Raw genomic sequence first — 25788 nt, forward strand, 5'->3', positions numbered from 1 at the left:
CGCACTTATCTCGCCCTGTGCCGACCGAAACGTCGTTCAAGCGTGCGGGTCATGCTCATCAGCGGCAAGCTCATCGCGAGATAGCCGAGCGCGACGAGCGTATATACCGTCAGATTCTGAAACGTCGACGACGCGATCAGTTGGCCTTCGCGCGTCATTTCGGCGACCGTGATGGTCGACGCGAGCGATGAATCCTTCAGCATCATCACGAGCGTGTTGCTGTACGGCGGCAGCGCGACCTTGATCGCCTGCGGCAGGATCACCCGTATCATCGTCTTCACGCGGCCCATGCCGATCGACTGCGCGGCTTCGTACTGGCCCGGATCGACTGCCTCGATACCCGCCCGGAAAATTTCCGCGACGTAAGTCGAGTAACCGAAACCAAGCCCAATGATGCTGGCCTGCAGCGCCGACACCTGGATGTGGATTTCCGGCAGCACGAAGTAGATGTAGAACAGCAGCACGATCATCGGCAGGCCGCGCACGACGTTGATCATCGTGCTCACACCGCGTACGACGAGGGGATAGCGCGACATCTTCAGCAATGCCCAGGTCAGGCCGAGCACGGTGCTCAACACCAGACAACCCAGCGTGATGACGATGCTCATCACCGCGCCTTGCAGCAAAATCGGTACAAAGTCGGCTATATCTTGCCAGTGCATGTCGTGCCTTCCATTGCTCTTCGTATTCGTTCAGTCCGCCGCGCCGCTGCGCGACGGACCTGGCAGGACGAGTCCCGCATCGCCGCGGGCACGGCTCTTTTAACGCGAAGCCAATCAGCTCACGAGGTGCCACTTTTTGAGGATCGCGTCGAGCGTGCCATCGGCCTTCATCTTCGTCAGCGCGTCGTTGATCTTCGCCATCAGCGCGCTGTTGCCCTTCTTCACCGCGATCGCGATGTCGAACTTTTCCATCGGCACATACGCGTCGTCGACCCGCGTCCCCGCCATCGCGCCCGCTGCTTCCTGGGCCTTCAGGATCGGATAGTCGTTGAAGCCCGCGACGATGCGGCCAAGCGCGACATCGCGCGTCATGTCGGCGGGGCTGTCGTACATCTTCACTTCGGTGAAGATGCCGAGTTTCTTCAACTGATCGCCGTAGTCGGTACCGGTCGGCGCCCCGATCGTCATGCCCTTCAGGTCCTGCACCGAGTGATAGACCGCCTTGTTCGTGTCCTTCACGATGATGCCTTCGCCAAACGCCGTCACCGGCTGCGAGAAATCGACCACTTCGGCGCGCTTCGGCGTCGGCGTCATGCCGGCAACGATGATGTCGATCTTGCCCGATACCACCGACTGGATCAGCGCCGAGAACGGCACCGCGTCGTACGACACGTTAAAGTTTTCGCGCTTGCCGATCTCCTTGACGACATCCGGCATCAGGCCTTCGATCTGCTGCGTCTTCACGTTCATGAACGTGGTCGGCGCGCTCGACGGCGGCGAGCCGGCGGTGAGCGTCGCCGTTTCGGCAGCGTGGGCGGCGCCGAACATCATCGTCATCGCGAGGCCCGCGCCGGCGGCAAAGCGCTGCACAGTGTTGAAGCGGACGGCGGCTGCAGGCTGGAACATGAAACGCAACATGGGGATTTCCTCTGGGAATAGTGATTTTCAATCTACGCGCTGCCCGACCATCTAACGGTAGCGATCAGTCGATCCATTCAATGCAGTACATCCTGCAACCTGTAATACGCGCCGACGAGCGGCAGAAACCACGCGCGTCCAAAATGTCCTGGAATCGCGGGCCATTCGAGCGTTCGCCACGGATTGCGCGAGGCGGCGCCGAACATCACGTCGGCCATCAGACGACCCATGTGCACGGACATCTGCACACCGTGGCCGCTGTAGCCCATTGAATAGAACAGTCCTTCATGCTGGCCCGCGCGCGGCAGCCGGTCGGCCGTCATGTCGACGAGGCCGCCCCAGCAATAATCGATGCGCACGTCGGCCAGTTGCGGGAAATAGCGCGCGAGCCCATCACGCAGAATCCGCCCGCTTTTCTCGTCCGAACGCGGATTCGACATCGCGAAGCGCGCGCGGCCGCCGAACAGCAGACGCTCGTCCGGCGTCGCACGAAAATAGTTGCCGATGTTCAGCGTCGTCACATACGAGCGGCGCGTCGGCAACACCGCATCGAGGCGCGCCTTGCCAAGCGGCTCGGTTGCGACGATGAAGCTGCCGACGGGCGCGATGCGGCGCCGGAACCATTGCAGCGGACCGACCTGCGACGCGCCGGTGGCAATCAGCACGCGCTCGGCGCGTACCGTCCCGAGCGGACACTGCACGTCGAACGCGTTGCCGCCGAGCGGCTTGAGGTTCGTCACCGGCGTGTTCTCGTAGATCTGCGCCCCACGCCGTGCGGCTGCCGTGCCGAGACCCACGCCGAATTTGCCCATGTGCATCTGCATGCCGTTGCGTTGCACGAGGCCGCCGAAAAAGCTGTCCGACCCGACCTCGTTGCGAATCTGCTCGGGCGGCACGAGTTCGACATCGGAATCGACTTCGCGCCGCAACACCTCGTACGACTTCGCGAGCGACGCGAAATGCTGCGGTTTAGCGGCGAGTTTGATCTTCCCGGAGTGGCGCAGATCACAATCGATCTGCTCCTCCCCGATGATCGTTTTCACCGTTTCGACGGCGCCGGCATACGCACGGTAGAACTCCGACGCGCGTTCGCTGCCGATGCGCGCGGACAACGCCGCGTAGTCCTGCGCGACGCCCGTATTGCAGTGGCCGCCGTTCCGGCCCGATGCCTGCGCCGCGAGTCGGCCCGCCTCGAACACGATCACCGACATGCCACGTTTGGCCAGCTCCAACGCAGCCGACAGCCCGGTGAAGCCGCCGCCGACCACCGCAACGTCCACCCGCTGCGGTAGCGGACCCTGGGCGCCGCTGGTAAAGCGTGGCGCAGTGTCGAGCCAGTAGGAGTCGAGCTTCATCGTGATGCGTTCCTGTCGGTTGGTTGCGCCGCTTTCAGCGGCGCGCGGGAAGCGATGTCGTGAGAAGGCCGGACGTGCGAATCAGAGGCCGAGCAGCGATGCCAGTTGCGGAATGCCCGACACTTCGTTGACGCCGTAATACGGGTTCAGCGGCTCGTGACCGCGGTTGACGAACGCCTTGTGTTTGATGCCCATGTCGTACGCGGTCATCAGGTCATAGCGGAAGCTCGACGACACATGCAGCACGTCTTCCGGATTGCAGTCCAGTTGCGAGAACATGTACTCGAAGGCTTTCTGCAGCGGCTTGTACGCCTGTGCCTGCTGGGCGGTGTAGACCTTGTGGAACGGCGCGCCGAGCTTGTCGACGTTGCTGTGGATCTGGTCGTTCGACGCATTCGACAGGATCACGAGCTTGTACTTCGAGGCCAGTCGCGACAGCCCTTCCGGCACGTCCGCGTGCGGGCCCCAGCTCGGCACGGCCTCGTAGATCTTCAGTGCGGTCGCTTCGTCGAACGGCACGCCGGTGCGTTCGCAGGTGCGGCGCACCGAGTTCACGACCACGTCGCGATAGGGCTTCCATGCGCCCAGCACTTCGTCGAGGCGGTAGCCACGGAAGAACTCGACAAACTCATCCATCTTCGCCTTGTCCAGCTTGTCGCCGTAAAGCTCGCGCGCGGTCTGGCCCATCTGGAAGTTGGTCAGCGTGCCATAGCAGTCGAAAGTGATGTACTTCGGCTCGAAATCGATCATGGTCAACATCCTGTCGTCGTGGCGAACCTGGTTGCAGGCTCGGGGTTCAGTTTCGGGTTGAATCAGTGCGGTTGATGCTTGCGTATATCCGGTGTAAAGCCGTGCTTCATAGCGTTTCGAAATCGATCAGCACGCTCTTGTGCCGCATGCTCGCCACCATCGCTTCGCGGCCGAGATCCTTGCCGATACCGGACTGGCCGAAGCCGCCCGTCGGAATGATCATGTCGCCGCTGCGGCCGTAACGGTTGATCCAGATGGTGCCCGCGGCGATGCGGCGCATCGCCCGCAGCGCCTGACCGATGTCGCTGCTATGGACCCCCGCCGCGAGACCGTAGATCGGATGCGCGGCGAGCGCGATGCCCTCTTCCTCGTCTTTGAATGTCTGTATCGTCAGCACCGGGCCGAATAGTTCCTCGCGCACGGCGGGCGTCTCTGAAGTCACATTGACGAGCAGCGTCGGGCGGTGGAAATAGCCTGCGTCGGTGCCTTCGAAAAAACCGCCGCCGAAGATCACTTCCGCGCCGCTCTCGCGGCTCTGCCCGATCAGCGCTTCGATGCGTCGCGCCTGGGCGGCATTGATGATCGGCGAATAAGCGGTGCGGCTGTCCCACAGCGGGCCGGGCTCGATCGGCTGCAGTTGCCGTTGAATGGCGGCGATCAGCGGCTCGGCAATGCGCTCGTGCACGATCAGCCGCGTGCCGGCCACGCAGGCCTGGCCGCCGTTGGCCGTAAAGCCGCGGGCGACGCAGCGCGCCGTATGCTCGAGGTCCCGCACATGTTCGAACACCAGTTGCGGGCTCTTGCCGCCGAGTTCCAGCGTGACGGGCTTGGTGCCGTGCATCGCGGCGTCGCTCATGATCGCGGCGCCCGTGCGGGTCGAACCGGTGAAGCTCATCTTCGCGATGCCTGGGTGACGCGTCAGCGCGGCGCCCGCCGTCGCTCCACGGCCATTCACCACGTTGAAGATGCCCGGAGGAATGCCGGCTTCGATGGCGAGTTCCGCGAGACGCAGCGTCGAGAACGGCGTCATTTCCGACGGTTTCATCACGACCGCGTTGCCCGCCGCGAGCGCGGGACCGCACTTCCATGAACACATCGACAGCGGAAAATTCCACGGTGTAATCGCACCGATCACACCGTACGGCTCCGATGCAACAAAACCGAGACTGTCGCGGCGCGTGGCCGCGATATCGCCACCGAGCTTGTCGGCCAGCTCCGCGAAGAAGCGGATCGCCTCCGCGGTGAACGGCACATCTGATGTATAGCTTTCCGTCACCGGACGCGTCGAGCTGACCGTTTCGAGTTGGGCGAGGCTCACCGCATCGCGATCGATCAGATCGGCCCAGCGGCTCAGCACCTTCGCGCGCTCGCGCGGAGAGCGGGTGCCCCAGCCGCTCGTCTTCCATGCCGCTAGCGCATTGCTGACCGCGTGATCGACGGTGGCATCCGACGCGTCCGGCACATGGCCAAGCAGCGCGCCGTCCGACGGCCGGTGAACGGCGATCTGCGCTTCGCCCGCCGAATAGTACGCACCGCCAATGAAATGCCCCTGCGGCAACGGCACGGCTGAAGGATCGAAATCGAGTGACGGAGTGGACATGTCCGGCCTGATCAGTAGGTTCAAGTGTGTGGTGCCGCGTGCGCTTACGCACTGGTGACTGCGGCACCACTCGGCACTGCTGTTCGCCATCGCGACCGCCGAATGAACGAACATCGGATGAAGTTCATTTTAATGAACACGAAATGAAATACTAGTGGTCAAAAATAAACTGTGTGAAAAGTTCGTTGTGCGCTGCGATACATTGCCTGCCTCGGAGAGCACACCGCCGCACTGGTGGGCACGGGCCGCAAGCCCACACGGCTGGGGCGCGCACGAGCGAGGCGACGCGACACGCCCGCTCCGTCGTGCAATGCAATACCGAAAAGTGAATGAGAGAAAGGCGTTGACGTCAGCCGCCGTCCGTGCGAACCGGACGCAATGCGTCAGAGCGAGCGGGGAAAAGAGAGGGAAGACAGCGCCGCCTTGCCACACGACATGCGGCTCCGGTACAACAAACAGATCAAAGATGAATGACGGGCGGCTGCGTGTTCATGATCCACAGCAAACGGGCAGTCTTCCTGCTTTCGTTACGCACGCTATGCGGCACCGTGCTCTTGAACTGGAAGCTGTCTCCCGCGCGCAGTTCGGAGCGCCGGTCGCCGACATTCAGCACGACCGTGCCTTCCAGCACCAGGCCCGCCTTCTCGCCAATGCCCACCAGCACCTCTTCGGAACCGGAGCCGGCCGGCAGCATGATGATCATCATCTGCAAATCGTGATCGCCATGCGGCGACAGCAATTCTTTCTGCATGCCGTTCTTGCCGACTTCGAACAGCGGCCGCTCGGCCGCCTTGCGCACGAAATCGCCGGTGATCGGGTCCGAGACCGCGTCGTCTTCTTCGAGCAGCGCGGTCAGCGGAACCTCCAACGCCAGGCGCAGGCGCTCGAGAATACGCACCGACGGATTGGCCTTGTTGCGCTCGACCTGACTGACGGTGCCGACCGACACGCCCGCGCGCATCGCCAGTTCGTTGATCGACAGACCCTGCGCGACGCGCAGCGCGCGCAGACGAGCGCCGACGTCGCCGTGACCCGGGTCGGCCGTGCGCTTCTTGCTGAGCTCGGTTCGCTGCATGTGTCTCCCGTTGATGACGCTGCGGCCGGCTGCCCATGTGCCGCCGGTGCGGTTGTTGTGCTGGGCGCGCACGGTCGCATCCGACGAGACGCCAGCCGCCTCGTTACAATGAACGCCCGTTCAATTTTCAGCATTATATTGAATATAGCACCCGCGGGGTGAACGCCAAAAATACCTGTGCAATTGCGTTGCGCGTCGCTGCCGCCGTGAAGCAGACCCGAGCACACACCGGCCCGAATAACAAAAAGATCGTCCTATGAAGCAGGCACCGGGAATGCCACAGTCTAGGCTGTTCATGCCGCCAGCAGGAGTTTGCAGTGTCCGAGTCAACCGTGAAGAAATCACTGACCTATCGCCGCTTCACTTCCGATGACATCGCCGCCGCGCATGGCCTCTCGGTTGCGGTGCGCTGGCCGCACCGCGCCGATGACTGGCGCTTCATGTACGACGCCGGCACCGGCTTCGTCGCTGAAGACAATGGCGCCGTGATCGGCACCGCGCTCTGCTGGAAATTCGGCGCGGACCGCGGCACGCTCGGCCTCGTGATCGTCTCGCCGGACGAACAGGGCCGTGGCATTGGCCGCAGGCTGATGGAACTGGTGCTCGAAGAACTGGGCAACCGCGTGACCTTCCTGCACGCAACGGTCGCGGGCAAGCCGCTTTACGAAAAGCTCGGCTTCGTCAGCTGCGGCGGACTCACCCAGCATCAGGGCACGCTCGGCAGCGTGGCCGCTGTCGCGCCGCCGGCCGGCGAACAGTTGCGTGCCGCGAGGCCGGACGACACGCCGAAGCTGATCGAACTCGCGTCGCGCGCGAGCGGCTTCGACCGCAGCGCGACGATACCGGCGCTGCTCGGGTTCGCGCAAGCCGTGGTTCTCGAACGTGACGGCGAAGTGGTCGGTTTCTCGCTGTTCCGTCCGTTCGGACGCGGCTACTCGGTTGGACCGGTGGTCGCGCAGCATGGGTCCGACGATCTGCGTGCCCGCGCACTGATTTCGTACTGGCTCGCGCAGCACGCCGGCGACTTCGTGCGGATCGACGTGCCGGACGACGCCGGCATCAACGACTGGTTGACCCATGTCGGCATGCCGCGCGTCGACTCGGTCGAAAAGATGGTGCGCAACGCACCCGCCGACTTGTGCGAGGTGGCCCCGGACCCGGGCTGGCGCGCGTTCGGCATCATCAATCAGGCGATGGCGTAACCGCCAATGACCGTCCTCTACAAAGCCGATCCGGTGCGTGGAGCGCTATGGGCCGAGCGCTTCGCGCAGCTGGCGCCCGACGTGCCGTTCCGGGTGTGGCCGGACCTCGGCGATCCCGCGGCCGTGCGCTATCTGGTCGCGTGGCAACCGGGAGACCTCGCGCTCACGCTGCCGAATCTCGAAGTGGTGTTTTCGGTCGGCGCGGGAGTCGATCAACTGGATCTGTCGCAGATTCCGGCGCATCTGCCGGTGGTGCGGATGCTCGAGCCGGGCATCGTCGAAGGCATGGTCGAATATGTCACCGAGGCGGTTCTGGCGATTCACCGCGATCTGTTCGATTACGGGTTGCAGCAGCGGGCGCGCGTCTGGCAGCCGATGCCGTCGCGCGCCGCCGCGTCGCGTCGAATCGGCGTGCTCGGCCTCGGCATGCTTGGCCGCGCGGTGCTGGAGCGTTTGCGGCTGTTCGGCTTCGCCTGCGCGGGCTGGAGCCGCTCGAAGCACGAGCTCGAAGGGATCGACTGCTATGCGGGCGAGGCCGGGCTCGACGAGTTGCTTGCCCGTGCCGACATCCTGATCTGTTTGCTGCCGCTCACGGAAGCCACGCGCGGCCTGCTCTGCCGGCGGGTATTCGACATGCTGCCGCGAGGCGCGTCGCTGGTTCACGTCGGCCGCGGACCGCAACTCGTCAGCGCCGATCTGCTCGACGCGCTGCAACGCGGGCAGATTCACAGCGCGGTGCTCGATGTCACCGACCCGGAGCCGTTGCCCGCCGACCATCCGCTGTGGGCGCAACCGCGCGTGCGCATCACGCCGCATATCGCGAGCGCGACGCGGCCCGAACCGGCCGTCGATGCGGTACTGGAAAACCTGCGCCGCTATCGCAGCGGCGAGCGGATGAACGGCTTGATCGACCGGACGCGCGGCTACTGATACCCATGCGCGGCCCGGTCCCCGAACGCAACCCCATTTCGCCATCCGCGCGGCGTCGGCAGACGGCGCGCGATCACGGCAAGGAGAGAGATGTATGACCCGCAAATACCGCATTGCCGTGATTCCCGGCGACGGCATCGGCACCGAAGTGATGCCCGAAGGCCTGCGCGTGCTGGACGCCGCATGCAAACGCTTCGACATCGGCATCGAATACCGCCATATCGAATGGGCGTCGTGCGACTACTACGCGCAACACGGCCAGATGATGCCCGACAACTGGAAGGCGCAACTGCAGGACTGCGATGCGATTCTGTTCGGCGCGGTCGGCTGGCCCGACAAGGTGCCCGACCATATTTCGCTGTGGGGTTCGCTCCTGAAGTTCCGCCGCGAATTCGACCAGTACGTGAACCTGCGCCCCGCGCGGCTGTTCGAAGGCGTGCCCTGCCCGCTCGCTAACCGCAAGCCGGGCGATATCGACTTCATGATCGTGCGCGAAAACACCGAAGGCGAGTATTCGTCGGTGGGCGGCACGATGTTCGAGGGCACCGAGCGCGAAGTCGTGATGCAGCAGTCGATCTTCACGCGCCACGGCACCGAGCGCGTGATGAAGTTCGCGTTCGACCTTGCACAGCGTCGAGCGAAAAAACTCACGGTTGCAACGAAGAGCAACGGTATCGCGATCAGCATGCCGTGGTGGGACGCCCGCGCCGATGAAATGGCCGCCCGCTACCCGGATGTGAAGATGGACCGTCAGCACATCGACATCCTGTGCGCGCGCTTCGTGCTGAACCCGGATCGCTTCGACGTGGTGGTCGCATCGAACCTGTTCGGCGACATCCTTTCCGATCTCGGGCCGGCGTGCACGGGGACGATCGGCATCGCGCCGTCGGGCAACCTGAATCCCGATCGGCGCTTTCCGTCGCTGTTCGAGCCGGTGCATGGCTCGGCGCCCGACATCGCCGGCAAGGGCATTGCCAATCCGGTCGCGATGATCTGGTCGGCCGCGATGATGCTCGACTTTCTCGGCCACGGCGCGGGTGTCGAGCGCGATGCGCACGACAGCATCGTCGCCGCGATCACGCGGGTGCTGAAGGAAGGCCCGCGCACGGGCGACCTGGGCGGCAGCGCATCGACCACGGAGGTCGGCGCGGCGATCGCGGCTCGGGTCGCCAACCCGTCCTGATCACTCACAGAGCAGGCAGCACTGACTGCCCGGCGCGCGTCGGGCGCTCTGCCATCGCATGCCAACCGGCACGGAGACCTCATATGAGCACGAATCTCGAACAACAGGCCCGCGCGCTGATCCGCACGGAGAACTTCATCAACGGCGAGTGGGTCGCCGCCGCGAGCGGTCGGCGTTTCGCGGTCACCGATCCGGCAACCGGCAAGCCGATCGCGGAAGTTGCCGACAGCGGCCCCAGCGACGCGCGAGCGGCCACGGACGCCGCCGCTAAAGCGCTGCCCGCGTGGCGCGCGAGGCTGGCCAGCGAACGCGCGGCGGTACTGCACCGCTGGCACGCGTTGATCGTCGCGAATCGCGACGCACTCGGTGCGTTGATCTCACTCGAACAAGGCAAGCCGCTCGCCGAAGGACGCGCCGAGGTGACCTATGGCGCGTCGTACGTCGCGTGGTTCGCCGACGAAGCCACCCGCATCTACGGCGACCTGATTCCGCAGCAGCAGCGCGGCAAGCGGATGAGCGCGGTCAAGGAACCGATCGGGGTCGTCGCGGCCATCACGCCCTGGAATTTTCCGCTTGCGATGATCGCGCGCAAGATCGCACCCGCGCTCGCGGCGGGCTGCACGGTGGTCGCGAAACCCGCGGAAGACACGCCGCTCACCGCGATCGCACTGGTGATGCTGGCGCACGAGGCGGGCGTGCCGAACGGCGTGCTCAACCTGATCTCGGCTTCGCGCGCGGCGGCGGCCGAGACGGTCGGCGACTGGCTCGCCGACAGCCGTGTCCGCAAGATCACGTTCACCGGATCGACGCCCGTCGGCAAGCATCTCGCGCGCGAATCGGCGGGCACGCTGAAGAAACTCTCGCTGGAACTCGGCGGCAATGCGCCGTTCATCGTATTCGACGACGCCGACCTCGATGCCGCGGTCAATGGCCTGCTGGCCGCGAAATTCCGCAATGGCGGGCAGACCTGCGTGTGTCCGAACCGCGTCTTCGTGCAGCGCGGCGTATACGAACGTTTCTCCGCGCTGCTGTGCGCGAAAGTGGCCGAACTGCGGGTCGGACCCGCCAGCGACCCCGCCTCGCAGATCGGGCCCATGATCAATGAGCGCGCTGTGGACAAGATCGCTCGTCATGTCGAGGACGCGCTCGAGAACGGCGCGCTCGTGTTGACGGGCGGCCGACGGCTCACCGAGCTGGGACCGCACTACTACGCGCCCACGGTGCTGGGTAACGCCACGTCGTCGATGGTGTTGTGCGGCGAGGAAACCTTCGGCCCGGTCGTGCCGCTGTTCCCATTCGACAGCGAGCAGGAAGCGGTGCAGGCCGCCAACGACACGCCGTTCGGGCTCGCCTCGTACTTCTACAGCGAGAACATGCGCCGTATCGAGCGTGTCTCGCGCGCGCTGGAAGCTGGCATCGTCGGTATCAACGAAGGCGCGCTCGCTTCAGAAGCGGCGCCGTTCGGCGGTGTGAAGGAATCCGGCTACGGTCGCGAAGGATCGAAGTATGGTCTCGATGACTATCTGTCGATCAAGTATCTGTGTCAGGGAGGTCTGGAGTAAACATGGAAGCCTATCCGATCGAAGTCGAATTTCCGGACCTCTCGGCGCACGTCGACGGCAATACCGGCATTGCATACGTGCACTCGTTCGACTCCGGCCAGGCCGGGCCGCACGTGATGATCAATGCGCTCACGCATGGCAACGAAGTGTGCGGCGCGATCACCGTCGACGCGTTGTTGCGCAGCGGCCTGCGCCCGCGCCGCGGCAAGCTCACGCTGTCGTTCGCGAACGTCGCCGCGTATGCGCTGTTCGATCCCGCGACACCAGACAAAGCTCGTTTCGTCGATCAGGACTTCAACCGCGTCTGGACCGCCGCGAAGCTCGACGATCTGGCGACCCGCTCGTCGGAACTCGATCGTGCGCGCGCGATGCGGCCGGTGATCGACACAGTGGATCTGCTGCTCGACCTGCATTCGATGCATGAAAAAAGCGCGCCGCTGATCGTCGCGGGGCCGCTGCGCAAGGGAGCCGAACTGGCCGAGCGGCTCGGCACGCCCGCCACCGTGATTCAGGACGAAGGCCATCCCGAAGGCCGCCGGATGCGCGACTACGAGGGCTTCGGCGACGACACGAGTCCGAAGAATGCCCTGTTGATCGAATGCGGCCAGCACTGGGAAGCCAGCGCGGTGACGGTTGCGCGCGACTGCACCGCGCGCTTTCTGTTGCTGTCGGGCATCGTCGACGCAGCCGACCTGCCGCCCGGCTGGATCGCGCCATTGCCCGACGAAATGCGCATCGTGCGCGTAACCGAACCGGTCGTCGCAAAGAGCATGGATTTCCGTTTCGCGGGCCCTTACACCGGCCTCGAGACGTTCGACAAGGCCGGCACCGTGATCGCATGGTCCGACGGTCAGCCGGTCTCGACTCCGTACGATGACTGCATGCTGGTGATGCCCTCGCTGCGCCAGTTGCGCGCCGGCGTCACAGTGGTCCGGCTAGGCCGGATCGAACGACGTATCGACCTCCGCTCACGACAACAGGAAACAGCGCAATGAAAGTTCAGCAGATCAGGCAAGCCGCGGAAGTCTCCGCACTGGAGGATTGGGGAACCGCGGGCCTGCCCGGTACCGAACCGTCGCGCGTATCGGGACGCCAGTACGTCATTCCCGGTCACGAAGCAATCGATACCGGCGTGTTCGAGTGCTCGCCCGGCACCTACCGGCGCTCCGTCAAGCAGGCGGAGGTGATGCATTTCATCAAGGGCAGCGGCACCTTCACGCCCGACGGAGAAGACACGGTCCGCTTCGCCGCCGGCGACACGCTATTTTTCCAAGCCAACACGGAAGGACTCTGGAACATCGATGAAACGCTGCGGAAGATCTATGTGATCTTCTGACAGCGTACGCACCCGGTATCCGGCTGCTCATGTCAATCATGGTTGCTCAAACATGCTAAGAATCGACGAAGTCCCGAATAGCGAGGGGTTCCCCGATCGCTGCGACGTAGCCGTGATCGGCGGCGGCATTATCGGCGTCAGCACCGCTTACGAGCTGGCACGGCGCGGCGTATCGGTCGTGCTGCTCGAAAAAGGCATCATTGGCGCGGAGCAGTCGGGGCGCAACTGGGGTTGGGTGCGTCAGCAGAACCGCGACCTTTACGAGTTGCCGCTCGCGATGCAGAGCCTGAAGCGTTGGGGCGAGTTGAGCGACGAACTCGGCGAGGACATCGGTTTTCGGCGCAGCGGCATTCTGTACGCAAGCGAGCAGTCTGCCGATGTCGCCCAGTGGGAAACATGGCTCGGCAAGGCGCGCGCGCTCGGCTTCGACAGTCAGCTGCTGTCGGCTCGAGAACTGGCCGCGCGCGTTCCGCATAGTCGGGCGAAGTGGGCGGGCGGCGTGTGGTCGCATTCCGATGGACGCGCGGAGCCGTCGCGAGCAGCGCCCGCCATCGCAAGAGGCGCGCAACGACTCGGCGCGCGCGTGCATCAGACCTGTGCGGTTCGCGGACTCGATAGCAGCGCGGGTCGAATCTCCGGCGTATGGACCGAGCGCGGCCGGATTGGCGCGAGCAGCGTCGTGCTGGCCGGCGGCGCGTGGAGCGCCCTGTTCTGCCGGCACCATGGGATCGATCTGCCGGCGGTCAATGTGATCGGCACCGCGTTGCGCACGGCGGAAGCGCCGGCCGTGATAGACGGGTGCTTCTCCGGCCCGAACTTCGCGATGCGGCGGCGGCTGGACGGCGGCTACACGATCGCGGTGCCGGGCTATGGACGCATGGAGATCGCGCCACAGAACCTGCGGCACGCGGTCAAGTTTCGCCAGATGTTCCGCAGCAAACTCAACAAGAAGCTCAAATTCCGGATCGCGCAACCTTTCTTCGGCGGCCCCGAAGGAAGTGCGGACTGGGGCCACGACGACATCTCTCCGTTCGAGGTGACGCGGGTTCTCAATCCCGTGCCCGATGCCGAGTGGCCGACGCGTGCACTGCAAAACGTTGCGACGGTCTTTCCCGAACTGTCGGGATTGCGTATCGCTCATGCGTGGGCAGGCGCGATCGACACGATGCCCGATCTGGTGCCGGTGATGTCACACGTGGAGAGCAAGCCGGGCCTTGTGATCGCTTCGGGGTTCAGCGGTCATGGATTCGGGCTGGGACCGGGAGCCGGCATGCTGGTTAGCCGCATCGTGACAGACGACGCGACTGGGATCGAGACACAGCCATATCGATTGACGCGCTTTAGCGATGGCACCCGGCTGGCGAAACCCGAGATGATGTAACACCCGACGTCGCCCCGCGAAATCTCATGTTCCCAGCCCGATCGCGGGAAGATGCAGTTTCGACCGTTTCACCGCCATTCCTCAACCCCGGATACGGCGAAGCGGCTTCCGTGCCAAACGACACTGCCAGTCGTCATGCTGTCGTACCTGCTTGCAGTCGAGAAACTCCATGGCTTGCGATCGATGAACGATTGATTGCGCAATCGTGGCGAACACTGACCATCAGACCATTGCAGTTGAGTGCCGACCACGCTTGATCCAATCTGCGCCAGCGCATGACCGATGACACGCGGGAATCGGCTTGTAATATCCTGCTAAAAAGGTCATCCGCGAGCGGCTTTGGGCACCCCCAATCGACCTCGACGGAGCCAATGGGGGGAACAGCATGAAGGGCTTCCTTCTGGCGTTGGCTTGCGCGTGTGTGCTGCCGGCCGCCGCCGCGCAGGATTTATTGCCTGGCCCTGCGCCCGGAGCCCCGGTCGCCGCGACGGACTTCCTGGCCCTGGCCAGGCGAGTGGTCGACGCCGCTTCGCGACCCGCTGCACCCTGGAACGGGCCACGCAAGGGGCCACCCGCGCAATCTGGAAAACACATCGCGGTCGTCACCGAGGATTTGCGCAATGGCGGCATCCTCGGTGTGGTCGATGGTGTGCTGGAGGCGGCCAAGGTGATCGGCTGGCGCGTGAGGATCTTCGATTCCGCGGGTGCGGCCGACCTACGTCTGAAGATGCTCGCGAATGCGCTGGCAAGCCACCCCGACGGTCTGATCCTCGCCGGCGGCGACGCACGCGCGCTGCTCCCCGCACTGCGGCCGTTTGCCGAGAACAACATCCCGATCGTCGGCTGGCATGTCGCGGCCCGGGCCGGACCGGTGCCCGGCACGCCCGTGGCGATGAACGTGGCGACGGATCCGCTCGAGGTCGCGCGCGTGACCGCGCTGGCGGCCATCGTGCAGTCCGGCGGGCATGCGGGTGTCGTCATCTTCACCGATTCCAATTTCCGAATTGCGCAAGGCAAGGCGGATGAAATGGCTGCCGTCGTTCGCGCGTGCAGTGGCTGTACCCTGCTTGAAGTGCGCGACGTGGCGATTTCGCGCAGCCGGGAACTGGTGCCGGGGACGACACGCGCCCTGCTCGCGCGTTACGGCCCGCGCTGGAACTGTGCGCTGGCGATCAACGACATCTACTTCGACTACGCCGCCCCGGTGTTGACTCAGGCGGGAATGCCGAACGCTGCAATGATCATGCTGTCGGCTGGCGACGGCAGCGAGTCCGCCTTCCTGCGCATCCGCACCGGCACGTTCCAGACCGGCACCGTGGCCGAACCCCTGAATCTGCACGGCTGGCAACTGGTCGACGAAATGAACCGACTTTTCGCGGGCGTCGGCGTCACGGGTTACGTGACGCCGGTGCATCTCGTGACGGCGGACAACGTCGCCGCGGACGGCGGCGATCGTCTACTCTACGACCCTGACAACGGCTATCGCGACATTTATCGTCAGATCTGGCAACGACCGTGAAACTGCCTTTCCCACAATCGCTCACCGCTCAATTTGCGCTCGTTGTTTCGTGCCTGGCCGCGCTGGTGGTCGTCGTCGGAGCCACGACGATTTACTCGTTGACCGGTTCGGCCCACTCGATCCGCCAGCTGGCCGAAGAGCGGCTCACGCGCCTCGCGGATGCGCAGGATCTGGTACAGCACACGCTGACCATTGAACGCCTCGCATTGCAGTTGTCTCGCGACGATACGATCGATGCCGTGCGCGAGACCCATCGGCATGTGCTCGAACAGCTGGCATCCTTCGACCGCCTGGTTGACCGCCTGGCCTCCGCGGCCGCAAGCGACGACCCAGAGGTCGACGCGCTGACGCTTTATCGGTCGAGCCAACGCTTTCGCAACATCGCCAACATCGAGGCGCAGGTGCGCGAGACCGCGCTCGGCACTCGGGGTGCGCCGGCGGATGGGCAGCGGCCGGGCGTGTCGCTGACCAGCCTCGACAAGGATCTGCGCGGCGCGGCCGAGGCTCTGGCCGTCGCGGCGCAACGGCAGTCCGATTATTTGACGCGCGACTACCGCGAAGCAGTCCAGGATCTGGCCGTTCGCGCAGATCGCACACGCAAATGGGTGGCAGGTGGAGTCGCGGTGAGCCTGCTGCTCACCTGGCTAATCGCCCGCGAATTCCTCGGGCGCCATGTCGTGGCGCGCCTGCGCCGCGTCAGTCACTTTCTGCGGCACGGCGATGCCGGGAGCACGCAAGCCGGAGTCCCCGTGCACGGCGGCGACGAGATTGCCGATATGGCGCGCGCAGTCGAGCAGTTCCTTGAAGACCGGCGCCGGCGCCGCCAGGCCGAGGATGCGTTGAAGGAGCTCAACGCCGGACTCGAGGCGCGCGTCGCACAGCGCACGGCCGAACTCAGTACGGCGCTTGCGGGTCAGGCGGCCGAGATCGCCGAACGTCAGCACGCCGAAGATGCCGTCCGGGAAAGCGAGAACTTTCTTAACAGCATCATCGAAAACATCCCGGACACGATCTTCGTCAAGGAGGCCGCGACCTTGCGCTTCGTGCGCTGCAACAAGGCGGCGGAGCAACTTCTCGGCTACCGGCGCGAGGAGCTCCTCGGCCGGTCCGTCCACGATCTGTTTCCCGCGGAGGAGGCTGAATTCTTCGCGCTCAAGGATCGGGCCGTGCTGGAGTCGCATCACATGATCGACATACAGGAAGAGCCGGTTCATACGCGACATGGCGTGCGCCTGGTGCACACCATGAAGATCCCGATCGCCGATGTGCGCGGCGTGCCGCAGTTCCTGCTCGGCATCTCACGCGACATCACGGAGCACAAGCATGCCGAAGCGGAATTGCGGCGCTATCGCGAGCACCTCGAAGACATGATCCGCGAACGGACAGCGGAACTCGCCGTGGCCAAGGAACATGCAGATACGGCCAACCAGGCAAAAAGTGACTTTCTCGCGCACATGAGCCACGAACTGCGTACGCCGCTGAACGCGATTCTTGGTTACGCGCAGATCCTCACACGCGACACGACACTCGATCAACGCCAGATCGACGGACTCGCGGTCATCCAGCGCAGCGGCGAACACCTGCTGACGCTCATCGACGACATCCTGGATATAGCCAAGATCGAAGCTGGACGAATGGAACTCAATCTTTCCGACGTTCCGCTCGAACAGTTCGTCTGTTTTGTTGCCGAGACGATGCGGGTCAAGGCAACGGAAAAGGGCCTGGCCTTCGATTGCGACATGCCACCCGATCTGCCCGCGGCTGTCCGGGTGGACGAAATACGGCTGCGTCAGGCGCTGCTCAACCTGCTTTCCAATGCGATCAGATTTACCGAGCAGGGGAGCGTGCATCTGAGCGTCGCTTTTACGCCGCCCGCGCGACTATGTTTCAAAGTGCAGGACACCGGCATTGGGATAGATGAAGGGCGCCAGGAGGAAATCTTCAGGCCTTTCGAGCAAGTGAGCGACGACCGGCACCGCTTTGGCGGCACGGGGCTGGGGCTCGCCATCAGCCGGCAACTCGTACGCCTGATGGGCGGCGACATCCATATCGAGAGTCGTCGCGATATTGGCAGCGTCTTCTCGATCGAGCTGGATGTCCAGGTGGTGGCGCCCCCGGCGGCTGTCGCCGCGTCCGGACGGATCGTGAGCGGTTACAAGGGGCCGCGCAAGGCTATCCTGGTCGCGGATGACGTGGCGGAGAACCGTGCCGTGATGGTCGATATGCTGGGGCCGCTCGGATTCGACATGGCGGAGGCTGGCAACGGATCCGAAGCTCTGGAGAAAACCCGCACCCTGCATCCTGCGCTTGTCCTGATGGATGTGGTCATGCCCGGGATGGACGGGCTCGAAGCCACGCGTCGCCTGCGCCAGATGCCCGAGTTCCGGGATCTGCCCATCGTCGCAGTCTCCGCAAGCGCCTCGGGGACCGATGCGGCGCACAGTCTCGCGGCCGGCGCAAACGCTTTTCTTGCCAAACCGATCGATTTCGGCCGGCTATTGTCCCATGTCGCGTCGCTCCTGAATGTCGAGTGGATCGACGAAGCGAGCAAGGCGCAAGTCACTGGCGCGGACCACACGGCTGTACCCGCTGCCGCTCCTTTTACCGCGCCCTTGATGGCACCGCCGCCGGGGGAGATCGAAGCGCTGCACTACCTGGCGCGACTCGGCGACATGCGTGCCATCGTGCAACACGCCCAACACTTGAGCGAGCTCGACGAGCGCTATCGACCCTTCGCAGACCACCTTTGCCGGTTGGCGAAGGCTTACCGGTCCAAGGCGATCCTCAGCTTCGTCGAGCAATATCTGGAAAGGAGGCTGCCGCGGTGATTCGCGCCTCAGAACGCGAACCGCATCATCCTTCGTTTTCTACTCGACGATCATTCCGTGCCGGATCGCGTACCGGATCACCTCAGCGTTGTTGGAAAGCCCGAGTTTCTGCATCAACCGCATCTTGTGTGTGCTGATCGTTTTCGCGCTGAGGGCACATGCCTGGGCAATTTCATTGATGCTCCTGCCTGCCGCGAGCATCTGCAGGACCTGGAATTCGCGGTCCGACAGTACTTCATGTGGCGGGACGTCGCCGCGCTGTGTATCGAACACCATCGCATCGACGAGCTTCGGATCGATGAAACGGCCGCCGTCCGCGAGCTTGCGGATTGCCGCGAGCAGCACCTCCGGGTCACTGTCCTTGGTCAGATATCCCGTTGCTCCCGCGCGCAGCGCGCGCGACGCGACCTGAGCCTCGTCGTGAATGCTCAGCACCAGCACCGGCAACGAAGGATGTTCCGCCCGTACCCTGCGGATCAGAGCGACGCCGCTGATGCCGGGCATCGTCATGTCGAGCAAGAGAAGATCGAGCGCGCACGAGCGCAGCTTGTCGATCACTTCCGCTCCTTGCGCCGCTTCCGCCGCAACGACGATATCGCTCGTGGTCGCGATGATCTGTCTGAGTCCGCCACGGACTATCGCATGATCGTCCGCAATGAGTATCCTGATCATGTTCGAGCTCCGCCATCGAGCGGAATATGAATCGAAACCATGGTGCCCGCGCCCGGCGAGCTGTCGATCGAAAGCGATCCGCCGATCAGCCGCGCGCGCTCGTTCATGCCGAGCAGGCCATATGAATAGTTGCGACTCACCACTTGCTGATCGAAGCCGCATCCGTCGTCACGCACATGCAGCAAGAGCTGTGAAGCCGTCGAAACAAGCGTCACCTCGACGCGTGTGGCGGCGGCATGACGCGCGACGTTCGTCAGCGAAGCCTGTGCAATGCGGAACAGGGCCGTCGCGTGGGCGTCGGACAGCGTAGGTTCGCCGCCTTCGATGCGCAATTCACACGCAATCGCATTGCGGCGGTTGAACTCGTCGACAAGCCATTCGAGCGCAGACACGATGCCGAAGTTAAGCGCCGCGGGCCGCAGGTGGCTCGCGACATTGCGCACCATCGAGATCGTGCCTTCGACCAGTTGGCGCATATCGTCGGCTTTTTTTGTCGCTTCCGCGTCGTGCGCGATGCGCATCTTGAGCAGAGACACGTCCATCTTGAGCGCGGTCAGCAATTGCCCCAGCTCGTCGTGAATTTCCATCGCAATGCGCTTTCTCTCCTCCTCGCGAATCGCCTCCATGTACGCGGACAGTTCGCGCTGCTGCTCGCGCGATTCGACGAGTTCCTGTTCCATCTGCTTGCGCCCCGTAATGTCATTCAGGCCCACATAGATCGCGGGAGAATCGTCGTAAGTTGCGGCGCGCGCCGTCGCCATCGCCCAGAACCGGGTACCGTCCTGGCGCCGGAACTGTATCTCCGTGTTGCGCAAGCCACCCTTGGTCCGCAGATGTTCGATCAGACGCTCGCGCTCGCCCCGCTCGGCGTAGAAATCCGCGATATTGGCGGACAAGCCTTCGTCCATGCCGAAGAGTTCGCGCAGCGGCGGATTCGTGTACAGGATGTGCCCATCCGGCATCGAGGTGATGCACAGCGGCACCGGACTCGTTTCGACAATCGCGCGAAAGCGAGCCTCGCTTGCCTGCAGGCGCGCGTCCGCGCGCCGCCGCTCGTCGATCTGCGCCCGCAAGTTGGCGTTGGCGCGCGCCAGCTCTTCGGTGCGCAATGCGACACGTCGCTCCAGATCGTCGCGCGCTTGCGATAGCGCGGCCTCCGTTTCCTTGCGCACGGCGACTTCCGCCAGCAGTTGCCGATTCTGCGCGAGAACCTGCTTGTGCATCACCCGCAGCTCGAGGTGCACGCCAACGCGCGCGACCATCTCATCGACGCGCAATGGCTTGGTCACATAATCGACACCGCCCACCAGAAAGCCTTCGACGCGGTCCTCGTTGTCCATCAGCGAGGTCATGAATATGACGGCGATATCGCGCGTGCGCTCATCGCGCTTGAGGCGCCGACAGGTCTCGAAGCCGTCGATGCCCGGCATCTTCACGTCGAGCAGGATCACATCGGGCTGCGAGAAGGCTGCGCGCTCCAACGCTTCGATACCGTCGAGCGCCACCAGCACGCGAATGCCGCGCGCCTCGAGACTGTCGACAACCACGCCGAGATTCCCCGGCGTATCGTCGACGATCAGAATCGTGCCCGTATACGCGACCGGAGCGGCGAGATGGCTCATGATGCGGTGTTCCCTTCGAGATACCGCTCAGCGGGTTGCAGGAGCCCGCTCCACCATGCGTCGAAAATGTCGAGCGCCATATATCCCCGCGAGTGCCGCCGTTGTGGTCGTCCTATTCTGCACTCGATGCCGGCGCCTGGTCCATCACGCCCGCTCCGGGTTTCAAACGTCCGATGAAACGGCGCGCCCCCTGGCCTCACAGCCGCCGCATGCGTGCCTGTAAGCAGTTGCGCGCCTGGCCGGCGTTGCCGTTCGCTAGTGCGACACCTCGCCCGCCACCGCGGTCAGTCGGACCGTGCGCGGCAAGGTCAGTTCGTCGATGAGGTCGGCCACCTCGCACAGCGCGCGAAAATCATACTCGTCGATCTGCTCCGCGTGATTGCGCCGCAACTCGCGCATGGCTTCGCCCAGGCGCCTGAGCGCGTTGGTCGTGCTGTCTATCAACGGCCAGCAGTGCATCAAATACGCAAGCGATGTCACGCTGCGCGTCTCGCACCACGTGTCGAACAGTCGCAGACATATCGCGTCGATTTGCTCGATGACGTTTTCCCGTTCCGATAGATAGCCGATCATGTTGCATCAATTCGACATTGCATTTCGATGGCTCATCATCTACGAGCAGAAAGTGTGTCGCATTCAGCGCAAGCTGGAAAATCAGGGTGTGACTTCCTGATTCGCGTGTCAGGAAATCCTTAGTGTCATTCATGGCGAAAGCCCCCGCAGATGGGCAAGGACCCTTAAATGCCGTTCTATATGCTGTTCCGGTTCAGGAAGTCCTGACGGCTGAAACCAGCGATTCCTGAAACGACATTCCGGCCGGCGCCGATTGGACGCACGCACCGATCGCCATAGCATCGAATCATCGTGCATCGCGGGGAAAATCATGGCGGGCAACAGATCGCTGCGTTCTCAGGTCGAAAAACTCGTTGGCCCGACGGGGGGCCGAGGGGCGCGCGTGCGTCTGCTGAACCGCTCGCGCTCGGGTGGAACATGCCGGGTGTGCATTCAAATCGATCTGCCGACCGGGGCGTTTTCACTCTTCTTCTTTCGCCATGCCGACGGCGCATGGCACGTGTTTCCGCCGGGCCAGCGCCGTCCGGAAATGGGGATAGGCCGCATAGCGGCCTGATCGTTCAGCCAGCCGGGGAAACGCACATGCACGACGATGCTTCGAACACACTGCCGCAGGACGTGATAGAGCTGCGCGCTTGGCTCAACGACTGGTACGACCATGCATTCGCCGTAGGCTACGTCCATCCGCCCTTCACGCTCGATGAAGCGACAGCCGACCGGCTCGAAGGCTACTTCAAGGCGGGCCTGACGCCGGCCGAAGGCGCAATCTTGTTCTTTGGCGTCGTGCATTGAGAGGCGAGCGATGAAGGCGAAAGACGGTGAAGTCAATCAATGAAACATCACATCGTCGGGCGTTATCGCGGATTCGTCATCGAAGCGCACATGGAGCCGCGGACGGCCCGTTTGTCCGTTGGAATCGCGCTGACATATCGCGTCACGTGGTCGTTGCGTAGAAGGACAAGAAAACAGCACGTCACCGGTGACTTAGCCGATGCCGTTACCTACGAGTCGGAAAGTGTTGCTCTCACGTGCGTCGACCGCAAGGCTCGCGCTCTTATCGATGCCATGCTAGCGAATCAGGAAGCGTTAAAAACCGTGGGGCTGTAACCCCGATGCCTGGAAGGCCCGCGCCTCGCGCAGCGTCACGCGGACTCGAACGATCAGGAAAAAAAACGGCTCGACTAGCCGCGGACATCCCTGCCGAGATACGCAGCGACCGCGCCTGTCACGGCGAAGCCTGGCAATTGCTCCGGCGACGCCAGATGCGCGGCGACGATCTCGCGATTATCGAGCCGCAGTTCGGGTCCCGGATACTGCCGCCCGGAAACCCCCATTCGGCGCGGTACGACGACTTCAGCAGCAACAGCGACTGACCGACGTAGATTGGGCTGATTCAACCGGTCGATGCAACGCAATGAACGCCGGATGAGCGGCTCTCGGTGCAGAGGAAAACATGAGCGGACCTACGAGTAGGCGATGGACCTGCTCACGTCCGCGGACTTCGATGTGAAGCTAGTCAGGAAGATTGGAAAGCAATTGGTCGCGCTGGCCAAACGTATCGTTGCAGCTCGCTCCGACCGGTCGGCGAGTTACGATCCACATACGTTTTCGCCCCGGCGCCCGCGTACGAGAGAAAGAGCAGCTTCATCATCGGTTGTGAGCAGGTTTGCTCCCACGAGCCTTTCCCTACACACGGCTTTAGCCAGGCTCTGACCTCGCTTCTGCATGAGCCATCGGATAGGCCACACCCGCGCGGTCTGATCCGCGGACGCAGTTACCACCCGCTGACCGTCTGGGCTGAAGGTGGCGGAGAAAACCGGTCCCTGATGTCCGGTGAGCTTCGCGATCACCTCGCCGGTCGCCGCGTCCCACACCCGCGCGGTCCCGTCCGCGGACGCGGTCACCACGCGCTGGCCGTCCGGGCTGAAGGCGGCGGAGAAAACCGGTCCCTGATGTCCGGTGAGCTTCGCGATCACCTCGCCGGTCGCTGCGTCCCACACCCGCGCGGTCCCGTCCGCGGACGCGGTCACCACGCGCTGGCCGTCCGGGCTGAAGGCGGCAGAGAAAACCGGTCCCTGATGCCCACCGAGCTGGGCGATCTGTTTGCCGGTGGCCGCGTCCCACACCCGCGCGGTCCTGTCCGCGGACGCGGTCACCGCGCGCCGACCGTCCGGGCTGAAGGCGGCGCAATAAACCAGATCCTGGTGCCCGCTGAGCTGCGCGATCTGTTTGCCCGTGCTCGCGTCCCACACCCGCGCGGTCCCGTCCCGGGACGCGGTCACCACCCGCTGGCCGTCCGGGCTGTAGGCGACGGAATCAACCGGGCCCTGATGCCGGCTGAGGAGCAAGATCTGTTTGCTGGTGGCCGCGTCCCACACCCGCGCGGTCCCGTCCCGGGACGCGGTCACCACCCGTTGGCTGTCCGGGCTGAAGGCGACGGAATCAACCGGGCCCTGATGACCGCTGAGGAGCAAGATCTGTTTGCCGGTGGCCGCGTCCCACACCCGCGCGGTCCCATCCGCGGACGCGGTCACCGCGCGCCGACCGTCCGGGCTGAAGGCGGCGGAATAAACCAGATCCTGGTGCCCGCTGAGCTGCGCGATCTGTTTGCCGGTGGTCGCGTCCCACACCCGCGCGGTCCGATCACGGGACGCGGTCACCACCCGCTGGCCGTCCGGGCTGAAGGCGGCGGAAATAACTGACCCTTGATGCCCTCTGAGCAGCAAGATGCCCATCGCCGCGTCCCATGCGCGCGCGGTCCTATCACGGGACGCGGTCACCACCCGCTCACCGTCCGGGCTGAAGGCGGCGGAATTCACCGGCCCCTCGTGTCCGGTGAACTGCACGATCACCTGGCCGGTCGCCGCATCCCACACCCGCGCGGTCTTGTCATCGGACACGGTCACCACGCGCTGGCCGTCGGGGCTAAAGGCGGCGGCGCTCACCGGTCCGCGATGCCCAGTGAGCTGCACGATCGCCTGGCCGGTCGCCGCGTTCCACACCCGCGCGGTGTTGTCATCGGACGCTGTCGCCACGCGCTGGCCGTCCGGGCTGAAGGCGGCGGAGAAAACCGGTCCCCGATGCCCTATGAGCTGCGCGATGACCTGGCCGGTCGCCGCATCCCACACCCGCGCGGTCTTGTCATCGGACGCGGTCACCACGCGCCGGCCGTCCGGGCTGAAGACCGCGGAGCTTACCGGTTCCCGATGCCCGGTGAGCTGTGCGATCACGTGGCCGGTCGCCGCATTCCACACCCGCGCGGTCCTGTCCGCCGACGCGGTCACCACGCGCCGGCCGTCCGGGCTGAAGGCGGCGGAGAAAACCGGTTTCTGATGCCCGCTGAGCTGCGCAATCTGTTTGCCCGTAGCCGCGTCCCATACCCGCGCGGTCCTGTCCGCGGACGCAGTCACCACGCGCCGGCCGTGCGGGCTGAAGGCGGCGGAATAAACCAGATCCTGATGGCCACTGAGCTGCGCAATCTGGTTGCCCGTAGCCGCGTCCCATACCCGCGCGGTCCTGTCTGCGGACGCAGTCACCACCCGCTGGCCGTCCGGGCTGAAGGCGGCAGAATAGACCAGATTCTGATGGCCACTGAGCTGCACAATCTGTTTACCCGTGGCCAGGTCCCACACCCGCGCTGTCCCATCCCAGGACGCGGTCACCACCCGCTTACCGTCCGGGCTGAAGACGGCGGAATCAACCGCATTCTGATGGCCGCCGAGCAACGCAATCTGCACTGATGCTTGCGCGCCACGCATAAGCTCAAGCTCTGCTTCTGCCGATCCCGGCGAGAGCCAACCGTTGCCCAACGCCAGCATCGCGAAGCGCATTGCGCGGTCATAATTTCCCGCGTCGTTCGCCGTGGTCGCGGCCGACGCCAACGCCAGGGAAGTCTGGCGTGCGACCGTCCGAGTCTGGTGAATGATCCACCCGGCAGTCACAATTAGAATGAATACGATTGCGCCAATCAGTACCTGGATGCGTCGCTGCGCGCCCTGTCCGTGCTCGCTCTTCGTTGACATGGGCTTGATCCTCAACGATTTGTTGCAACTGCGACTCGCGCTCCGCGCGTGCAACCTCCTCGCGCCCGCAGCAAGTCCATCGATAGGAAAGGTCGTCCGCGCCCAGCCGAAAGCAATTCGCACATGTCCAATTCGCAAAGAAATCGCTCGCCCCACACCGTCGCCCAGACGTCTGGGGGCTCCCGGTCGCATCGTCTCACGCCACACCACGCACTCGATTCCAGGAAACAGCACATCAGTGCGCACCAGTGTCCGCTGACAGGGGCGGATTCAACCGGTCGATGCAATAGTTCGATGGAACCGTTCAGCCGGTGTTTCGTAATCCAGGGTCTTCCTTGGGCGCTCGTTCAGCCTTGCAGGAGACGTCACTGATGAAATTGCTAAATGATCGCGTTAAACCATATGTTCGGTATCGCGCATGTTTCAGGTCCGGGTAAAGCACACTTCCGAGACAGCGAACGTCTATGATCACCGCAACCCAAAGAGGAGAAGCCTCGCGAAGCGAAACGCGTCGTAGTTGAGCAAGGCCAACGAATAATCGCCATATAGGCTCGGGTTGTTCGGAAAAGCGTGCACGACTCGCACCCCCAATCCCGTG

At 64.0% G+C, this 25788-nt stretch carries 22 protein-coding genes and 1 pseudogene; 12 read left to right on the top strand and 11 right to left on the bottom strand.

Annotated features, from left to right (window positions below; genetic code table 11):
• Window positions 1-5 precede the first annotated feature (5 nt).
• The 6 genes from HDG34_RS36330 to HDG34_RS36355 form a co-directional block, all read right to left on the bottom strand.
• On the bottom strand, window positions 6-662 hold the full coding sequence (locus HDG34_RS36330; protein ID WP_018422365.1) for an amino acid ABC transporter permease: 657 nt from the start codon (window positions 660-662) through the stop codon (window positions 6-8).
• Window positions 663-776: 114 nt separating this feature from the next.
• Entirely contained in the window at window positions 777-1580 is an 804-nt protein-coding gene (locus HDG34_RS36335; protein ID WP_184005820.1) for an ABC transporter substrate-binding protein, read from the bottom strand.
• Between the two features lie 77 nt (window positions 1581-1657).
• Window positions 1658-2935, bottom strand: a complete 1278-nt coding sequence (locus HDG34_RS36340) for an FAD-binding oxidoreductase (protein ID WP_184068219.1) — start codon at window positions 2933-2935, stop codon at window positions 1658-1660.
• 81 nt (window positions 2936-3016) lie between these two features.
• The gene (locus tag HDG34_RS36345; RefSeq protein ID WP_090811879.1) at window positions 3017-3685 is read right to left on the bottom strand and encodes a haloacid dehalogenase type II; all 669 of its coding nucleotides are present in this window, start codon (window positions 3683-3685) and stop codon (window positions 3017-3019) included.
• Window positions 3686-3791: 106 nt separating this feature from the next.
• Window positions 3792-5285, bottom strand: coding sequence for an aldehyde dehydrogenase (locus HDG34_RS36350; RefSeq protein ID WP_184068222.1), 1494 nt, complete (start codon window positions 5283-5285; stop codon window positions 3792-3794).
• Window positions 5286-5745: 460 nt separating this feature from the next.
• Window positions 5746-6360, bottom strand: a complete 615-nt coding sequence (locus tag HDG34_RS36355; protein WP_184068225.1) for a cupin domain-containing protein — start codon at window positions 6358-6360, stop codon at window positions 5746-5748.
• A 317-nt stretch (window positions 6361-6677) separates the two neighbouring features.
• On the opposite strand from HDG34_RS36355, the gene HDG34_RS36360 reads away from it, so the two are divergent.
• The 9 genes from HDG34_RS36360 (at window position 6678) to HDG34_RS36400 (ending at window position 18301) form a co-directional block, all read left to right on the top strand.
• The gene (locus HDG34_RS36360) at window positions 6678-7562 is read left to right on the top strand and encodes a GNAT family N-acetyltransferase (protein WP_184068228.1); all 885 of its coding nucleotides are present in this window, start codon (window positions 6678-6680) and stop codon (window positions 7560-7562) included.
• 6 nt (window positions 7563-7568) lie between these two features.
• Window positions 7569-8492 carry a glyoxylate/hydroxypyruvate reductase A gene (locus HDG34_RS36365; RefSeq protein ID WP_184068230.1) on the top strand — a complete coding sequence of 308 codons (924 nt, stop codon included), beginning with the start codon at window positions 7569-7571 and terminating at the stop codon, window positions 8490-8492.
• A gap of 94 nt (window positions 8493-8586) precedes the next feature.
• Window positions 8587-9675 carry a tartrate dehydrogenase gene (locus HDG34_RS36370; RefSeq protein WP_184068234.1) on the top strand — a complete coding sequence of 363 codons (1089 nt, stop codon included), beginning with the start codon at window positions 8587-8589 and terminating at the stop codon, window positions 9673-9675.
• A gap of 83 nt (window positions 9676-9758) precedes the next feature.
• The gene (locus tag HDG34_RS36375; protein ID WP_184068238.1) at window positions 9759-11237 is read left to right on the top strand and encodes an NAD-dependent succinate-semialdehyde dehydrogenase; all 1479 of its coding nucleotides are present in this window, start codon (window positions 9759-9761) and stop codon (window positions 11235-11237) included.
• Window positions 11238-11239: 2 nt separating this feature from the next.
• Complete coding sequence (locus tag HDG34_RS36380; RefSeq protein ID WP_184068241.1) at window positions 11240-12232, top strand: M14 family metallopeptidase; 993 nt, start codon at window positions 11240-11242, stop codon at window positions 12230-12232.
• Window positions 12229-12573, top strand: coding sequence for a cupin domain-containing protein (locus tag HDG34_RS36385; protein WP_018422376.1), 345 nt, complete (start codon window positions 12229-12231; stop codon window positions 12571-12573). Before HDG34_RS36380 ends, HDG34_RS36385 begins: the two co-directional genes overlap by 4 nt.
• Before the next feature lie 52 nt (window positions 12574-12625).
• A complete protein-coding gene (locus HDG34_RS36390; RefSeq protein ID WP_184068244.1) occupies window positions 12626-13954 on the top strand; it encodes an FAD-binding oxidoreductase in 1329 nt (442 codons plus the stop codon).
• A 385-nt stretch (window positions 13955-14339) separates the two neighbouring features.
• Entirely contained in the window at window positions 14340-15473 is a 1134-nt protein-coding gene (locus tag HDG34_RS36395; RefSeq protein WP_184068246.1) for a substrate-binding domain-containing protein, read from the top strand.
• Entirely contained in the window at window positions 15470-18301 is a 2832-nt protein-coding gene (locus HDG34_RS36400; protein WP_184068249.1) for an ATP-binding protein, read from the top strand. The genes HDG34_RS36395 and HDG34_RS36400 overlap by 4 nt, the downstream gene beginning before the upstream one ends.
• Window positions 18302-18340: 39 nt before the next feature.
• On the opposite strand, the gene HDG34_RS36405 is transcribed toward HDG34_RS36400, so the two are convergent.
• The 3 genes from HDG34_RS36405 to HDG34_RS36415 all read right to left on the bottom strand — a co-directional run bounded on the left by HDG34_RS36405 (window position 18341) and on the right by HDG34_RS36415 (window position 21168).
• The gene (locus tag HDG34_RS36405; protein ID WP_090811083.1) at window positions 18341-18973 is read right to left on the bottom strand and encodes a response regulator transcription factor; all 633 of its coding nucleotides are present in this window, start codon (window positions 18971-18973) and stop codon (window positions 18341-18343) included.
• Window positions 18970-20595, bottom strand: a complete 1626-nt coding sequence (locus tag HDG34_RS36410) for a response regulator (protein WP_184068252.1) — start codon at window positions 20593-20595, stop codon at window positions 18970-18972. The genes HDG34_RS36405 and HDG34_RS36410 overlap by 4 nt, the downstream gene beginning before the upstream one ends.
• 255 nt (window positions 20596-20850) lie before the next feature.
• On the bottom strand, window positions 20851-21168 hold the full coding sequence (locus tag HDG34_RS36415; RefSeq protein WP_184068255.1) for a hypothetical protein: 318 nt from the start codon (window positions 21166-21168) through the stop codon (window positions 20851-20853).
• 310 nt (window positions 21169-21478) lie between these two features.
• Between HDG34_RS36415 and HDG34_RS39675 the strand changes: the two genes are divergently transcribed.
• The 3 genes from HDG34_RS39675 to HDG34_RS36425 are packed head-to-tail and all read left to right on the top strand — an operon-like array spanning window position 21479 to window position 22275.
• Window positions 21479-21724 (top strand): hypothetical protein, encoded by a 246-nt coding sequence (locus tag HDG34_RS39675; protein ID WP_260321450.1) that lies wholly within the window; start codon window positions 21479-21481, stop codon window positions 21722-21724.
• Between the two features lie 26 nt (window positions 21725-21750).
• Window positions 21751-21960: a hypothetical protein gene (locus tag HDG34_RS36420; protein ID WP_090811076.1), complete on the top strand. Its 210-nt coding sequence runs from the start codon at window positions 21751-21753 to the stop codon at window positions 21958-21960.
• A gap of 39 nt (window positions 21961-21999) precedes the next feature.
• Complete coding sequence (locus HDG34_RS36425) at window positions 22000-22275, top strand: hypothetical protein (protein ID WP_260321451.1); 276 nt, start codon at window positions 22000-22002, stop codon at window positions 22273-22275.
• Window positions 22276-22349: 74 nt separating this feature from the next.
• Here HDG34_RS36425 and HDG34_RS39680 read toward each other — a convergent pair.
• Both HDG34_RS39680 and HDG34_RS36430 read right to left on the bottom strand, forming a co-directional pair.
• Window positions 22350-22552: pseudogene (locus HDG34_RS39680) on the bottom strand (NUDIX hydrolase); the annotation flags it as partial.
• A gap of 205 nt (window positions 22553-22757) precedes the next feature.
• The gene (locus tag HDG34_RS36430; protein ID WP_184068258.1) at window positions 22758-25190 is read right to left on the bottom strand and encodes a WD40 repeat domain-containing protein; all 2433 of its coding nucleotides are present in this window, start codon (window positions 25188-25190) and stop codon (window positions 22758-22760) included.
• Window positions 25191-25788 lie beyond the last annotated feature (598 nt).

This window comes from Paraburkholderia sp. HC6.4b, assembly GCF_014200875.1.
Lineage (GTDB): Bacteria > Pseudomonadota > Gammaproteobacteria > Burkholderiales > Burkholderiaceae > Paraburkholderia > Paraburkholderia tuberum.

Excerpts from the sequence above, each read along its gene's own strand:
- HDG34_RS36345 (WP_090811879.1), bottom strand. The coding sequence starts at position 3,685 with ATGATCGATTTCGAGCCGAAGTACATCACTTTCGACTGCTATGGCACG.
- HDG34_RS36375 (WP_184068238.1), top strand. The coding sequence starts at position 9,759 with ATGAGCACGAATCTCGAACAACAGGCCCGCGCGCTGATCCGCACGGAG.
- HDG34_RS36370 (WP_184068234.1), top strand. The coding sequence starts at position 8,587 with ATGACCCGCAAATACCGCATTGCCGTGATTCCCGGCGACGGCATCGGC.
- HDG34_RS36340 (WP_184068219.1), bottom strand. The coding sequence starts at position 2,935 with ATGAAGCTCGACTCCTACTGGCTCGACACTGCGCCACGCTTTACCAGC.
- HDG34_RS36425 (WP_260321451.1), top strand. The coding sequence starts at position 22,000 with ATGAAACATCACATCGTCGGGCGTTATCGCGGATTCGTCATCGAAGCG.
- HDG34_RS36420 (WP_090811076.1), top strand. The coding sequence starts at position 21,751 with ATGCACGACGATGCTTCGAACACACTGCCGCAGGACGTGATAGAGCTG.
- HDG34_RS36410 (WP_184068252.1), bottom strand. The coding sequence starts at position 20,595 with ATGAGCCATCTCGCCGCTCCGGTCGCGTATACGGGCACGATTCTGATC.
- HDG34_RS36415 (WP_184068255.1), bottom strand. The coding sequence starts at position 21,168 with ATGATCGGCTATCTATCGGAACGGGAAAACGTCATCGAGCAAATCGAC.
- HDG34_RS36365 (WP_184068230.1), top strand. The coding sequence starts at position 7,569 with ATGACCGTCCTCTACAAAGCCGATCCGGTGCGTGGAGCGCTATGGGCC.
- HDG34_RS36380 (WP_184068241.1), top strand. The coding sequence starts at position 11,240 with ATGGAAGCCTATCCGATCGAAGTCGAATTTCCGGACCTCTCGGCGCAC.
- HDG34_RS36385 (WP_018422376.1), top strand. The coding sequence starts at position 12,229 with ATGAAAGTTCAGCAGATCAGGCAAGCCGCGGAAGTCTCCGCACTGGAG.
- HDG34_RS36395 (WP_184068246.1), top strand. The coding sequence starts at position 14,340 with ATGAAGGGCTTCCTTCTGGCGTTGGCTTGCGCGTGTGTGCTGCCGGCC.
- HDG34_RS36330 (WP_018422365.1), bottom strand. The coding sequence starts at position 662 with ATGCACTGGCAAGATATAGCCGACTTTGTACCGATTTTGCTGCAAGGC.
- HDG34_RS36405 (WP_090811083.1), bottom strand. The coding sequence starts at position 18,973 with ATGATCAGGATACTCATTGCGGACGATCATGCGATAGTCCGTGGCGGA.
- HDG34_RS39675 (WP_260321450.1), top strand. The coding sequence starts at position 21,479 with ATGGCGGGCAACAGATCGCTGCGTTCTCAGGTCGAAAAACTCGTTGGC.
- HDG34_RS36335 (WP_184005820.1), bottom strand. The coding sequence starts at position 1,580 with ATGTTGCGTTTCATGTTCCAGCCTGCAGCCGCCGTCCGCTTCAACACT.
- HDG34_RS36390 (WP_184068244.1), top strand. The coding sequence starts at position 12,626 with ATGCTAAGAATCGACGAAGTCCCGAATAGCGAGGGGTTCCCCGATCGC.
- HDG34_RS36350 (WP_184068222.1), bottom strand. The coding sequence starts at position 5,285 with ATGTCCACTCCGTCACTCGATTTCGATCCTTCAGCCGTGCCGTTGCCG.
- HDG34_RS36355 (WP_184068225.1), bottom strand. The coding sequence starts at position 6,360 with ATGCAGCGAACCGAGCTCAGCAAGAAGCGCACGGCCGACCCGGGTCAC.
- HDG34_RS36430 (WP_184068258.1), bottom strand. The coding sequence starts at position 25,190 with ATGTCAACGAAGAGCGAGCACGGACAGGGCGCGCAGCGACGCATCCAG.